Genomic DNA, 14014 nt, shown 5'->3' on the forward strand with positions numbered 1-14014 from the left:
GCCGTCCCATGCTCTGGGGGAGACCTCCCCTGCCCTCGGTGTTCGACGACATGACGCAGCGAAGCGATGTGTCACTCGTCGCCGGCGAGGGGGATCGTCAATCTCCACATGTCGTTGAGCAGCACCGGCGCGAACTCCGCGGTCGCTCCCCCGAAGATGTAGAGCTCGTAGGCCGTGGCGGTCCTGCGGGAGAAGGAGAACTGGCCGAACCTCGGCGCCGGCGCCGGCCCCGCCATCGCGGTGTCCACGCGCGTCCAACCCCCGGTGTCGAGATCGAAGTACCAGACATCGGACAGGGTGGTACCGTCGAACTGGCTGCCCCCGAAGAGCCAGATTCGATTGCCGAGCTCGTCGGCGAGCAGCTTCGCGTTGTCGCGGTGGCCCGGTCCGCTGTCCTCGTCGAAGGCGATCTGCTCCCAGGTCTCCGTGTCGACGTCGAGCCTCCAGAGATCGCCGAGGTAGTTCTCCGGCGTGAACAGGCCGGTCCCGTTCACCGCGTCGTTCGTGTATCCGCCATAGATCAACAGGGCGTTCCAGCCCTCGGAGTAAACGAGCGGATGATGGGCTCGAGCGCGCGGGACAGGCGAACCGGTCGCGACCTGCTTCCAGCCGTTCTTGTAGCGAACCAGGTCGTGCTGGAGGCCGTCCGGGCGGTTGATGAAGGCCGACAACGTCGACGACGAGCCCGAGAAGGCGTACGCGACGGTCTTGTGTTTCCCCTTCCCTCGCACGGCGACCGCCTCCGTGGAGCGATTCGCGAGCCCGACTCCGGCCGGTTTCTGCGCGATCTGCGTCCACCCGTGCCCCCGATCGAACCGGAACGTGTCCTGGTGCGTGAGATCGAGCCCGCGCCGGAAAGGGCCTCTCCCGCCGGAGACGATCAGGGCATCGTCCTCGGCGACGCTCCACATCATCGCCTCGGCCCGGGCGGAGGGCCCGCCCGCGTACTGGCCGAGATCGTGCCATGTCCGGGTGTCGACGTCGAAGACGCTGAAATCGGCCACGGGCTCGTCGTTCGGGTAGGTCCCGTTCAACCCACCGAAGATGTAGAAGCGGCCGTCCTGATACACGCTCGAACCGTCCCACAGGGCGTCGGGTATGGCTCCGTTCTGCGCGATCGCGGTCCAGTAGGGTAAGCTCGGCTGGGCGGCGCTCGGGCGGTCCCCGCACGTCGTGGAGTGAACTCGGCCCCCCTCTCGATGTCTGGGTAGGCGCTGCGCGTCGGTCAGCGCGGCCTCGTCCTCGCCGAGGGGCTCTTGGATCTCCGCCGGCGCTTGCGAGCAGCCGCCCGCGAGGAGCGCGAAGCTGATCGGGACGACGATGCGGAGGAGGGAGGCGATCGAAACGAGCGAACCTTTACGGGTCATGGGTGTTCTCCGGCTCCAGTTCGGGCGCCCTCAGCAGGGTCGAGCCGCGCCTGGATGTGCGTGTGGATGTGCGTGTGATGAATGCGACGGGTACGCTACGACGGGGCCCACGCCGGCGACAGGTGCCCGTTCGTCGTATTGCTGAGCGAGAGCGAGGTACGGTAAAGTGCGCCGTTTTGCGCGCGTGCCGTCAGGCCCCCTCGAGCAGGGCCGGCCCCGTTCACGGCGTCGTTCGTGGTTCCGGCCCCATGAGGAAGAGGGCGCTCCAGCCCTCGGAGCGTCGGCAGCGGGAACTGGCCTACGGCGCGATATCGTACGCGTGCTTCGCCGCCCATAGCGTGGTGGCGCGCATGTAGTAGGGCGCGCGGATGCTGCCGTTGCCCTCCCATGCCTCCGGCGTGCGGAACCACAGGCCGTCGGTCTTCCAGATCGTGTCGACCAGGCTCGCGCCGATCTCGCCGGCCTGCGCGGCGAGCCCCTCCTGGATCATGCCGGACACAACGCCCCAGGACGTGCCCACCCAGCACTCCCGCGTCTGGTTGCTCGTCCCGTCGACCGAGCCATTGGCGGTCATGACATTGACGACGCCTCGGGTCCCGCCGTCGAACCGCTTGAAGTTGTTCTCGTAGATCTTCGTGAACGCCGACACCGCGTGGCTCGGGTCGACGATCGGCGGCAGCCCGAGGGCGCGCGCGTACCACTGGCCTGCGAGCTGGTCCGACATGATCCGGCTCGTGTCCCGGCTCCCCGTGTCGATCTTGTAATACGCCCCCGTCCAGAGCTTCGACTCGAAGCCGCCCTTGGCCTGATCGAACCACGTCTGGTAGGTGCCCGCGAGCGAGGCGTCACCGACCGCGGTCGCCAGCTCCTTCGCGGCCTCGCTGGCGGCGAGGAAGAGGCCCCCGCAGTACGCGGTGTTGCCGTGCAGATCCATGTCGTCGTACGTCTGATCGATGCCGTTGCTCTCCGGCAGCCCGTCCCCGTCGCCGTCCTGGCCCTTCACCTTCTGCATCGCCATCTTCACGGCGGGCCAGCAGTAATCGAGGAACTCCTTGTCAGTCTTCCCGGTGAGCGCCCAGTCGCGATAGACCATCAGGACCAGCTTGGAGTTGAGATCCTTCCAGTTGGTCGAGTCGCGGTACGTGTACGCGTTCCACTTGCGGAAGACGGTGTCGGTGTCTCCGAAGTCGTGCGCGGTCGTCCCGATCGCGCGCGGCCTGTCGGAGCGCGTGGTCGTCACGCTGTCACAGAACTGCCGCACCTCCTGCTTGTCGATGTCCGGCCAGAGCGAGAACAGGGCCCATGAGCCGTAAAAGCGCACGTCCGACGTCCCGTAGAACGGGTAGATGTACGACTCGAGGCTGGTGAACATGTCCTCGTCCGGGTCGTCCGGCTGGCCGGACGCAGCGCCGGCCTCCCAGTACGTGCCCGCAACGGCATAGTAATAGAGCTCGTTGAACAGAGCGCCCTTGAGCCACTCCGGGTACTTCGGGTCGTCGAGTACGCTCGTCTGCCAGTCCTGGATCGCCCAGAGCCACGGCTCGTGCTCGGCGAGCGCCTCCGCCGCGATCGTCCACGAGGCGTTCCCCGTCCGCCCGAAGTGGCGCGTGTACGCGCGGTACCACCTGTCCCCCGAGCCCGCCTGCGTGACCGGGATATCCCACGCGAGCACGATCGGCACAATGACGCTCTTCCCCGGCTCCACGGTGGCCTTGAACGCGATCGCCCCGAGCGAGTGCCCTCCCGTCGTGTTGGCGAGCGCGCCGTCGTTGGCGAGCTCGCTCTGCAGGGCGGCGACGCTGTCGGCGGACTGGTACGAGACGACAACGCCCGGCGCCTTCCGGCTGGCGAGCGTGAACTCCCCCTGCCCCTCGGCGTTCGGCGCCCCGCCGCCCCGCGTGAGGACAAGGCCGACGTCATCGCCGGAGGTCTGCACCATGGCGCCGTTGCCGCCGTGATCGTTCTTCCAGGTCAGCATCACGGCGACGTCGCAGGGCGCTCCGGTCGGATTCGTGATCTCCCACCGATAGACGCCGACCGGATAGCTGGTCTTCTTGTAGTCGCCCGGGATGATGGGGCTGTATTGTTCGACCTTCGCTTTGCAAGGGAATGCCGCGCCGTGGTAATCGACCCACGAGCGCGGAAAGAGCGATGAGTACGTCGCCTGCCCCTGGCCCAGGCCGTCCTTGTCGAGGCGCTTCGTCTGCGCGTCTCCCCCTTCGGCCTTCTGGTACATGAAGAAGCCCGCGTTGTTGTCGACGCTCTGGTCGCTGCTCCCGATATCGAGGCGACCCTTGTAGAACCTGCCGTCGAACCGCCAGGTGATCGTCCCGGCGCCGAAGCCGCCGATGGGGGCGCCGTCCTCGTAGACGCCGTCCGTGATACCCCTGCTCCACGCCTGAGCCGGGATGGAGATCGGCTCGCCCGGCACGTGCGCCGGCGGGCCGCCGCCTTCGCTGCCGCCGGAGCCGACCGCGGGCGGAGCGCCGCCGGTGCCCGCCGCTGACGACGAGCTGCTCGCAGGGCCCTGGCTTGTTCCAGCTCCGGCTCCTGTTCCTGTTCCGGCTCCGGCGCCGCCAGGCCCCGAGCCGCCATCCGACGAGGACGAGCTCGAGCTACCTCCACCGCACGACGCGGCTGTCGCGGCGACGAGGACGACACCGGCAGCGACGACACCCAGAGAGCGTAGTGGGATAAGGGGCAATGTCATGACGGCGAGCATATGCGGTTCGCGACCACACGTCACCGTACCAATGGCAATGCATTAACTTCGTTGCCGCTGGAAGATTCCGTCGTTTCCGGGGAAACCCCTCTTCGCGCGTCACCGCTCATCCAGGCAATGTTAACGCGACGCGAAATGTCCCGGGCATCTTGCGCGATGCGCACGACTCGAGCGCGCGAGCGAGGCCAATGCGTTCCTCATGTTCATCACCAGGCTTGCTCCGCAGCTCACGGCCGAGGAGCGGCGCTCAGGGCCAGGTGGCCTTGACAGCATTGATCCAGTAGTCGGCGAGGCGGAAGGCCGGATCTTGCTCGATGTGCACGAAGCGTCCGCTATAGCTCGCGGCGGAGCGACCACAGACCTGGCTCGACGAGACGAGGTTGAGGAGCCTGCCTTGAACGTTGGTCGTCGCGTTCAGAGAACAATCGCTGCTGCCGGGAACACCGACCCGCCAGGTAGGCTTGTCGGCCAGCAAGTTGCGCCTGAGCTCCAGTATCTTGTCACCCGAGACGGGGGCGACATCCATGCCGTGCGAGGCGAACACGTCCTCCGCGCAGGTGTCTCTCGCCATGCCATGCCACTGAATCGCCCACCAGGGCTTGGATCCGTAAAAGGCCGCGAGCTCCAGATAGGTCGCGTGAAACGCGTTCGTCACGTTGTGGGCCACGTCCGAGATCATGGTCGAGCTCTGGCAAACGCTGTCGGTGAAGCTCGCATCGCGGTGAGCGCCGGCCATCAGGAAGCTGCGGGATCTCGTCGCCTTGAAGATGCCGACGGCCTGGATCTCCGTCTCCAGGTCCGCTGTCGCGTGCGGCGCCGAATGAGCGAGCTCTCGCTCCGCAGCCGAGTCCACGATGAACGTGCCCAGCCCGAGATCGACGACTCCGTCGCTGTCCCGATCGCCGACCTCCATGAGCACACAGTACCTTCGTCCATTGTCGACGTCGCGGAGGAGCCGGATCCGCGCTGACGACGATAGGCTGGACGGAAGCACGAACTTGCAGCTGCCGCCCATCATGGTGCGAACGACGCTCCGCCACGCGCTCAGCTGCGTCGAGCTCGGGGTGACGAAGATACCTGAGTCCCTGCCGGGCATCTGATCGCGAATGCACATCACGAGCGCCTCCAGGGTCGCGCTCGACGAGCAGGTCAGGTCCGCCGACACCGCCGGGCGAGACGCCATGAGGACGCCAGCGCCGAGCAGGAACAAAATCGATCGTTCGAACCGCATGACAGCATTACCTCCAAATCAGGGGTTTGCGGGTGGGATCGATCGGCGGTCCTCTGCGCGGCGCGCTGTGCACGTGAGCACACGAACGAGGCTCGCCGGGACCGCACGACGCGGACCTCGGCGTTCCCGGATCTTTCAGGCCCGCGAGCGCTCGCCGCTTTCTTCGCCGTCTACGCGATGATCGCCGAGCAAACTCACCGGCAGGCGACGGCGACTGCAAGGCGGAGACCGCCGCGCTGTGCGAACCGTTCGCGGTCGCCGCGGCCACCACATCGCAGCGCGGCCACCACGTCGCAGCCACCCCATCGCAGCGCGACCGCCACATTGCAGCGCGGTCACCACATCACAGCATCACTCGACCAGGTGAGCCACCGGGGTGTCGCACGTCATGACAAGGGCGCGCCGCTCGCCGGCCGGGCGGGTTGTCCGGGCGCGAGGCGCCCCTCCTGTCCGTCCTGTCACGACCAGCAAGCTCCCCGAAAACGTGTGGAAATAATGGAGGCCTTATCCTCGGCAGCGTGAAAGTCATCTCGCACGGGCCGCTCGGGCGTGAGACGACCGAAGCGATCGCCATCCCCCTCGGGGCCCTCGCGGCCTCGCTCCTCGTGTTCGGCGCGTTCGTGGCCGCCCAGGGGGCCAATCCCTTGAGCGTCTATCACGACATGTACCGCGGCGCCTTCGGCACGTGGTTCTCGTTCCAGAACACCCTCCTTCGGGCCGCGCCGCTCATGCTGACCGCGCTCTGCACGGCGCTGCCGGCGCGCCTCGGCCTGATCGTCATCGGCGGCGAGGGCGCGCTCGTCATGGGCGGGCTCTCGGCCGCGTCGGCGGCGCTGGCCTCACGGGCGTGGGGCGCGCCGCCCGCCGCCGTGCTCGCCGCGATGCTCGTGTCCGGGCTCGCCGCCGGGGCGCTCTGGATCGGCCTCGCCGGCGCGCTGCGCGTCTACCGCGGCGTGAGCGAGACGATCAGCAGCCTGCTCCTCAACTACATCGGGATCGCGATCCTGAACCACCTCGTCGAGGGCGCGCTGCGTGACCCGGCGAGCCTCAACAAGCCCTCGACCGCGTCCATCGGCGCCGAGAACGCGCTGGGGAGCCTGCCCGGCCTCGAGGTCCACTGGGGCCTCGCCTACGGGGTGCTCGCCTGCGCGCTCTGTTATGTGCTGATGCACCGGACGACGTTCGGCTTCGGCGCGGCGATGAGCGGCGGCAACGTCCGCGCGGCGCTCCTCGCCGGACTGCCGGTCAAGCGCCTCGTCGTGCTCACCTGCACGCTCGCCGGAGCGTGCGCTGGGCTCGCCGGCATGGTGGAGGTCGCGGCGGTCCACGGCCGGGCCAACGCGTCGCTGATCAGCGGTTATGGCTACACCGGCATCCTCGTCGCGTTCATCGCGCGCCACAACCCGCTCGCGATCATGCCGGTCTCCCTCCTGCTCGGCGGCATCGGCGCGAGCGGCGGACTGCTGCAGCGGACGGCGCGGCTCCCCGACGCGACGGTGAGCGTGCTCCAGGGGATCCTGTTCATCGCGATCCTCGCGAGCGAGACGCTTTACGGCCGTTCTCTCGCTGCCCGCGAGCCCAAGGTCCCTCAGGCGGCTCCGGCGCCTTCGGTGGCATGATGAGCGACGCAGCTGCGCTCGGTCTCTGGGGCATCCCCCTCGCGGTCGCCGCCGGGGCCATCCGCATCAGCACGCCATTCCTCTTCGTGAGCCTCGGCGAGTGCCTCACCGAGAAGAGCGGCCGCGTGAACCTCGGCCTGGAGGGCACGCTCGTCATGGGCGCGATGGGAGGTTATGGCGTCTCTTACCTCACGGGCTCTGCCTGGCTCGGCGTGCTCGCCGCCGGCGCCATCGGCGCCGCGCTCGGCGCGCTGCACGCGTGGCTGTGCTCGAAGCCGCGCGTCAACGACATCGCCGTCGGCATCGCGCTCATGCTCTTCGGCGTCGGCCTCGCCTTCTTCCTCGGCAAACCGCTCATCCAGCCGACGGCGCCCCGCCTGCCCGCGATATCGCTCGGCTTCTTCAGCGATCTCCCTCAGGTCCGCTCCGCGCTCCAGGTGAACGCGCTCTTCCTCATCGGGGCCGCGCTCGCCCCGCTCCTGCTCTGGGCGCTGAACCGCACCCGCTTCGGGCTCGTGCTCCGCACCGTGGGCGAGAGCGCCGACAGCGCTCGAGCGATGGGGGTCGACGTGAACCTGGTCCGGCGGCGCGCGACCATGGCCGGCGGCTTCCTCGCCGGCGTCGGCGGCTCGTTCCTCTCGCTCTTCTACCCCGGCAGCTGGAACGAGGGCCTCTCGAGCGGACAGGGGCTCATGGCCGTCGCCCTCGTCATCTTCGCGCGCTGGAACCCGGTGCGCTGCCTCTTCGCTTCGCTGCTCTTCGGCGGCGCGAGCGCCCTCGGGCCGGCGCTCCAGTCCGTGGGGATCACCTGGGGATACCACCTCTTCAACGCCGCGCCGTACATCGTGACGCTGGCCATCATGGTCGCCGCGAGCTCCGCGACCCAGACCCTGCGCGATCAGCCCGCCGAGCTCACGCTCGCGCGTTGATCGCGCGAGGCTGCGCGCGCTGAACGAACCGTGTGAACCGGACGAACCGTACGAGACGAACGAAAGGAGCGAGCCCCGCGAGACGAGCGAAACGCACGAGACGAGCGAAACGCTGAATGACAGGAGGACTCGACCGATGCCCTACGTGGCCGCTGATCCCTATGCCTGGCCTTACAACGGCGCGCTCCGCCCCGAGACGACGGCCCTGATCGTCATCGACATGCAGACCGACTTCTGCGGGAAGGGCGGGTACATCGACCTGCTCGGCTACGACATCTCCCTGACGCGGGCGTGCATCGCGCCGATCCAGCGCACGCTCGCGGAGCTGCGCCGCCGCGGCTATCACGTCCTGCACACGCGCGAAGGGCACCGGCCGGACCTCTCCGATCTGCCGGCGAACAAGCGGTGGCGCTCCCGCCGGACCGACGGCGGTCGCGGAACGGGCGTGGGCATCGGCGATCCCGGGCCGTGCGGGCGGGTGCTCGTCCGCGGAGAGCCCGGGTGGGAGATCATCCCGGAGCTCGCGCCCCTGCCCGGCGAGCCGATCATCGACAAACCGGGCAAGGGCTCGTTCTGCGCGACGGATCTCGATCTCATCCTCCGCCAGCGCCGCATCGAGAACCTGATCCTCACGGGGATCACGACGGACGTCTGCGTACACACCACCATGCGCGAGGCGAACGACCGCGGGTACGAGTGCCTGCTGCTCTCCGACTGTTGCGCGGCCACGGATCCCGGCAACCACGCCGCCGCGCTGAAGATGATCAAGATGCAGAACGGCGTGTTCGGCGCGGTCTCGACCTCCGCCGCGCTGCTGGAGGCGCTCTCGTGACCATGGACCCACGCGTCTTCTCGAGCTCCGCGGCGAGGCCGCCCCGCGCCGCCGCCCGGGAATCCAGCCCCGCCACGCCGCCGCCGGCACTCTCCGCCGCGGGGATCACGAAGCGGTTCGGGCCGCTGCTCGCGCTCGACGACGTCTCGCTGCGCCTGGCGCCCGGGAGCTTCCACGCGCTCCTCGGCGAGAACGGCGCCGGCAAGAGCACGCTGGTCAAGTGCATCATGGGCTATCACCAGGCCGACGCCGGCGAGGTGAGGGTCGGCGACGCGGCCCTGTCCATCAGGAGCCCGCGCGACGCGCAGGCGCTGGGGATCGGCATGGTCTACCAGCACTTCACCCTCGTCATGAACATGACGGTCGCCGAGAACCTCGTGCTCGCGCGGGCCTCGCTCCCCCTCGTGATCGACTGGCGCAAGGAGCGCGAGGCGATCCGCGCGTTCATGGCGCGCATGCCCTTCCGGCTCGATCCGGAGCGGACCGTCCGCGCGCTCGCCGCGGGCGAGAAGCAGAAGCTCGAGATCCTGAAGCAGCTCTACCTCGGCAGCAGGATCGTCATCCTCGACGAGCCCACCTCGGTGCTCACGCCCGGGGAGGCCGACGAGGTGCTCGGGATGCTCCGGTGCATGGCCGACGAGCAGCGGATCAGCGTGCTCATGATCTCGCACAAGTTCCGCGAGGTGACGGCGTTCGCCGACGAGGTCACGGTGCTGCGGCGCGGCCGGGTCGCCGGCCGAGGGAAGGTCAAGGACCTCACGCCGGCGGCCATGGCCGAGATGATGGTCGGCGCGCAGCCAGCGCAGGTCTCCGCGGCGCGCGGCGACGCGCCGGCCGGGGAGCCGATCCTGCGCGTCGAGGGGCTCGCCGCGAGCGACGATCGCGGGCGGCCGGCGCTCGACGGCGTGACGCTCACGGTCCATCGCGGCGAGATCGTCGGGATCGCCGGCGTCTCCGGCAACGGGCAGGAGGAGCTCGTCGAGGTCCTCGCCGGGCAGCGGCCCGCGCGGGCAGGCAAAGTGCTTGTCCATGGCGAGCCGTACGGCGCCGGGCGCGCGCAGATCCGGGAGCACCGGGTGCGGTGCCTGCCCGAGGAACCGCTGCGCAACGCCTGCGTCCCCGCGATGTCCGTCGCGGAGAACATCGGGTTCCGCGTCTTCGACAGGCCGCCCTTCACGCGGCTCCGCTGGGGCGTGAGCCGCGCGGCGCTGAGGCGCTCGGCCGAGCGCCTCGCCGCGGAGTATTCGATCAAGGCCCCCTCGGTCGACGCCCCGATAGGCAAGCTCTCCGGCGGCAACGTGCAGCGCGCGGTCCTGGCGCGCGAGCTCGGCATGGACGAGGACATCGAGCTCCTCGTCGCCGCAAACCCCTGCTTCGGGCTCGATTTCGCGGCCGTGGCCGAGATCCGCTCCCGCATCCTGAAGGCGCGCAACCGCGGGACCGCCGTCCTCCTCGTGAGCGCGGATCTCGACGAGATCTTCGCCATGGCTGACCGTGTCCTCGTGATGAGCGAAGGCCGCATCGTCCACGAGTCGCCGATCGCTTCGGCCGACGTCGCGGAGATCGGCCGCGCGATGGCGGGGCACCGATGACGGCGCGGCCCCTCGAGATCGCGGCGAAGCCGTACCCCTTCCGCGTCGCCGATCGGGACGCGGTGGCGCTGCTCGTCATCGACATGCAGCGCGACTTCCTCGAGCCCGGCGGCTTCGGCGCGGCGCTCGGCAACGACGTCAAGCGGCTCCAGCGCATCGTGCCGACGGTCCGGCGCGTCCTCGACGCGTTCCGCGACCACGGCCTACCCATCATCCACACGAAGGAGGGTCACAGGCTGGATCTCTCGGATTGCCCGCCAGCGAAGCGAAGCCGGGGTGCTCCTGGCATGCGGATCGGCGATGTCGGGCCGATGGGGCGCATCCTGGTCCTGGGCGAGCCGGGCAACGACTTCGTGCCCGAGCTCGCGCCGGCGCCCGGGGAGCTCGTCGTACCGAAGCCCGGGAAGGGCGCGTTCTACCGGACGGGGCTCGACGCCAGGCTGGCGGCGCTCGGCGTCTCCCACCTGATCATCGCGGGCGTGACGACCGAGGTCTGCGTCCAGACCACGATGCGCGAGGCGAACGATCGCGGCTACGAGTGCCTGTTGATCGAGGACGCCACCGAGAGCTATTTCCCCGAGTTCAAGGCGGCGACCCTGGAGATGGTCCGCGCCCAGGGCGCGATCATCGGCTGGACCGCCCCCGCCGCCGCCGTCCTCGAAGCGCTCTGATCGCGGCCCGTTCCAGAGCGGTGGTCACCCGCACAGGAGACGGCTGTTCGATGCCCGTTCCAGAGCGGTGGTCACCCGCACAGGAGACGGGCCCAGATCGGCGTTTTCGGCGCGGAAGCGCACTCCAGTGCGCTGAGCACCGAAAACGCCGAGATGGGCCCGTATCCGAAGCGGGTGGCCACCGCTCTAGTGGGTGGAGCCGAGGGCGCCGGCGACGAGGTAGTCCATGCTCTCTAGCGCGATGTCGGTCTGCTGCTGCGCGACCGAATCGGCGATCACCACCTTGCCTTCATTGTTCATGATGGGTCCTTTGAAGATGGTGAGCGTGCCGTCCGTGAGCTTCGCCTTCGCCTCCTCGGCCTTCTTCTTCGCCTCCTCGGAGACGGCGGGGCCGTAGGGTGAGATCTTGATGTACCCCTCCTTGAAACCGCCGCGCAGGAGGTGCGGATACGGCTTCCCCTCACGGATGAACGTCAGGTAGTCGGTGTAGACCTTGGACCAGTTCCACTCGGCGCCGGTCAGGTACCCCCTTGGGGCGAGCGTCGCCTGGTTGGTGTGGTAGCCGGTGCTGAACGCGCCGCGCCGCTCCGCGAGCTCGATGATCACCTTGGGTGAGTCGACGTGAGCGGTCAGGACGTCGACGCCCTGATCGATGAGGCTGTTGGCGGCCTCCGCCTCCTTGACGGGCATCGACCAGTCACCGGTGAAGATCACGGCCGTCGTCGCGCTCGGGTTCACGCTCCGAGCGCCCAGCGTGAAGGCGTTGATGTTGCGGAGCACCTGCGGGATCGGCTTCGCCGCGATGAACCCGAGCTTGCCGCTCTTCGTGGTCATCCCCGCGACGACGCCGGACACGTACTCGGCTTCGTCGATGTAACCGAAATAGCTGCCGACATTGCTCGGGTGCTTCGACGCGTCGTAGAGGCCGCCGCAATGGAGGAAGATCTTGTCCGGAAACCTCTCCGCCACCTTGAGGATGTGGGGATCGAAGTAGCCAAACGACGTCGGGAAGATCACCGTCGCGCCATCGAGGTTGATCATGCTCTCGAGCGTCTTCTGCACGGCGACCGTCTCGGGGACGTTTTCCTCCTCACGGGTCTTCACGCCGGCCAGCTTGGCGAGCGCGGCGGCGCCCTCGGCGTGCGCCTGGTTGTAGCCGTAGTCGTCCCTGGGGCCGACGTAGATGAAGCCCACCGTGAGCGGCTGATCGCTCGACCCCTCCTTGCTGCAGCCGGCCGCCGGCAGGAGCGAGAGCGAGAGGAGCAGTGGACGGAGGATGGCGAGGAAGCGCTGCCCCCGTGCCACGACGGCCGCGGGCAACAGAGGAGTTCTCGGTGTGCTCTTCACTCCATGGATGTGTACGCGACTCCTCATTTCTGGAACTTTTCCCACGCGTGAATTTTGCGCGCTTCGCGTGATTACCGTTGAGTGGGCGCCGCGCGCTGTGGCATGGTTCCATCAACACGGGAGATTCGCGATGACAGCTACATTTTCAGCAGCGACGCGGGATTTTGTGCCTGTGCAGTTGCCATTCATCATTGCGAATGTCGCAACGATGGCCGCTCATCCGGAGTCAGTCCCCTGGCGGCGCTTCCGGGAGGGCGTCGATATTCATCGCCTTTATGGTAGCAGCGACACCGGCGCCTCGGCCGCGCTCCTGCGCTATGCGCCGGGCGCGTCCGTGCCGCAGCACGTCCATCGCGGCCACGAGCACATCCTCGTGCTCGCGGGCTCGCAGTCGGACGAGCGCGGACACCACCGCGCCGGCACGCTCGTGATGAACGCCCCGGGCAGCCGGCATAGCGTCTCGAGCGCCGAGGGCTGCATCGTCCTCGCGATCTGGGAGCAGCCCGTCGTCTTCATTTGATTCATCTGATTCATCTGATGTAAGCGCACCGCCCGCGTCTGGAGATCTCCTCTCCACCCCCTCGCGCCCTGCGGGGCTTCGCGGCTTCCAGACACGAAGGCCAGCCAGGCCATGCCGGCCTGACCTGGGTGCGGGGTACGACATCTCCGCAGGCACGTCCTCACCGGACCGCGGGCGCGCCCCCCGGCGCTCGCTTTCTCGGGGCACAGAGGTTCAGGACCGCTGCGCTTTGCCGTAGGCTGGAGGCGCATGGATTCACGCGGGAAATCGCTCCCTCCGGGGCCGCTCGTCACGGACGAGGACATCCGGGAAGAGCTCCGGCGGCTGTTCGACGCCGGCCCCGACTCGGGGCTCGTCATCCGGGTCTACGGCGAGCCGGGCGAGGGGGCGGCCGCGGCGGACGCGTTTCGCGAGATGTTCGCGTCGCTGCGCATGTACGAGGGGAAGCCGCTGGACCAGCCGCTGGAGATCCTCGTCGACGCGCCGAGCAAGGCGCACATCACACGCGCGCTGTCCGTGCTCGGCCACAAGCAGCACCAGAAGCGGATCCTCGATCACATCCTCACCACCTTCGGGCGCCGGCTGATCGACCCGCTCGCCGAGATCCTCGACACGACCCCGACCGGCTCGGTGACGGCGCGGCTGACCATGCTGCGGGACATCTTCCTCGCGCACGTCGCGGATCTGCGGATGACGCCGGAGTCGCAGCAGATCCTCTCGAGCGACCTGCGCAAGCTCCTGAGCGACGAGTACCTGGCGATGGTGGCGGAGAACGAGGAGCGCGTGCAGCGCCCGCGCGTGGCGATGCTCGCGCAGCAGATCCTGCGGCTGGTCGGCTCCACGTTCCATGACGCGCTCAAGCGGTGGCCGGCGCACGCCGAGCAGATCGCCTCGTCGATCGCGCGGCGGAGCCCGAAGAAGGTCCGGCTGAGCGAGGTGCCGAAGCTCATCCGCGGCCAGATCACCGACGGCATCGAAGAGTTCCTGTGGATCGAGACGAGCGCGGACATCGAGGGCGCGCTGCGCCCGATGCTCGCGGAGCACCAGGACGTGATGCCGGTGACGCAGGCGACGCTCGACCGATCGACGTACCGCGAGTTCGCGGACGCCTGCTGGGCGATCATCGCCGAGCACTGCTGACGGCAGGGCGAGCGCTGCCGGATCGCCGACCCCGCCGCGCAGCA

The 14014-nt window shown here is 68.6% G+C and carries 11 protein-coding genes; 7 read left to right on the plus strand and 4 right to left on the minus strand.

Going from position 1 to position 14014, the window contains the following annotated elements; translation table 11 throughout:
• Positions 1-71 precede the first annotated feature (71 nt).
• The 3 genes from WMF29_RS23970 to WMF29_RS23980 all read right to left on the minus strand — a co-directional run bounded on the left by WMF29_RS23970 (position 72) and on the right by WMF29_RS23980 (position 5320).
• Positions 72-1367 (minus strand): Kelch repeat-containing protein, encoded by a 1296-nt coding sequence (locus WMF29_RS23970; RefSeq protein ID WP_437331058.1) that lies wholly within the window; start codon positions 1365-1367, stop codon positions 72-74.
• Positions 1368-1665: 298 nt separating this feature from the next.
• Positions 1666-4077, minus strand: coding sequence for a GH116 family glycosyl hydrolase (locus WMF29_RS23975; RefSeq protein ID WP_437331059.1), 2412 nt, complete (start codon positions 4075-4077; stop codon positions 1666-1668).
• A gap of 259 nt (positions 4078-4336) precedes the next feature.
• Complete coding sequence (locus tag WMF29_RS23980; RefSeq protein ID WP_437331060.1) at positions 4337-5320, minus strand: hypothetical protein; 984 nt, start codon at positions 5318-5320, stop codon at positions 4337-4339.
• A gap of 518 nt (positions 5321-5838) precedes the next feature.
• Between WMF29_RS23980 and WMF29_RS23985 the strand changes: the two genes are divergently transcribed.
• From WMF29_RS23985 to WMF29_RS24005, 5 genes are all read left to right on the plus strand, one after another.
• Positions 5839-6939: an ABC transporter permease gene (locus WMF29_RS23985; protein WP_437331061.1), complete on the plus strand. Its 1101-nt coding sequence runs from the start codon at positions 5839-5841 to the stop codon at positions 6937-6939.
• The gene (locus WMF29_RS23990; protein WP_373372181.1) at positions 6939-7868 is read left to right on the plus strand and encodes an ABC transporter permease; all 930 of its coding nucleotides are present in this window, start codon (positions 6939-6941) and stop codon (positions 7866-7868) included. Before WMF29_RS23985 ends, WMF29_RS23990 begins: the two co-directional genes overlap by 1 nt.
• A 136-nt stretch (positions 7869-8004) precedes the next feature.
• Complete coding sequence (gene biuH, locus WMF29_RS23995; RefSeq protein WP_437331062.1) at positions 8005-8700, plus strand: biuret amidohydrolase; 696 nt, start codon at positions 8005-8007, stop codon at positions 8698-8700.
• A 2-nt stretch (positions 8701-8702) separates the two neighbouring features.
• A complete protein-coding gene (locus tag WMF29_RS24000; RefSeq protein ID WP_437331164.1) occupies positions 8703-10292 on the plus strand; it encodes an ABC transporter ATP-binding protein in 1590 nt (529 codons plus the stop codon).
• Positions 10289-10963, plus strand: a complete 675-nt coding sequence (locus WMF29_RS24005; RefSeq protein ID WP_272093342.1) for a cysteine hydrolase family protein — start codon at positions 10289-10291, stop codon at positions 10961-10963. Before WMF29_RS24000 ends, WMF29_RS24005 begins: the two co-directional genes overlap by 4 nt.
• A 186-nt stretch (positions 10964-11149) precedes the next feature.
• Here WMF29_RS24005 and WMF29_RS24010 read toward each other — a convergent pair whose 3' ends face one another.
• Positions 11150-12310, minus strand: a complete 1161-nt coding sequence (locus tag WMF29_RS24010) for a BMP family ABC transporter substrate-binding protein (RefSeq protein ID WP_437331063.1) — start codon at positions 12308-12310, stop codon at positions 11150-11152.
• A gap of 208 nt (positions 12311-12518) precedes the next feature.
• On the opposite strand from WMF29_RS24010, the gene WMF29_RS24015 reads away from it, so the two are divergent.
• On the plus strand, positions 12519-12830 hold the full coding sequence (locus WMF29_RS24015; RefSeq protein WP_437331064.1) for a cupin domain-containing protein: 312 nt from the start codon (positions 12519-12521) through the stop codon (positions 12828-12830).
• A gap of 249 nt (positions 12831-13079) precedes the next feature.
• A complete protein-coding gene (locus WMF29_RS24020) occupies positions 13080-13970 on the plus strand; it encodes a hypothetical protein (RefSeq protein WP_437331065.1) in 891 nt (296 codons plus the stop codon).
• The last annotated feature ends 44 nt before the right edge of the window (positions 13971-14014 follow it).

This window comes from Sorangium sp. So ce381 (genome assembly GCF_051473845.1).
Classification (GTDB): Bacteria; Myxococcota_A; Polyangia; order Polyangiales; family Polyangiaceae; genus Sorangium; species Sorangium atrum.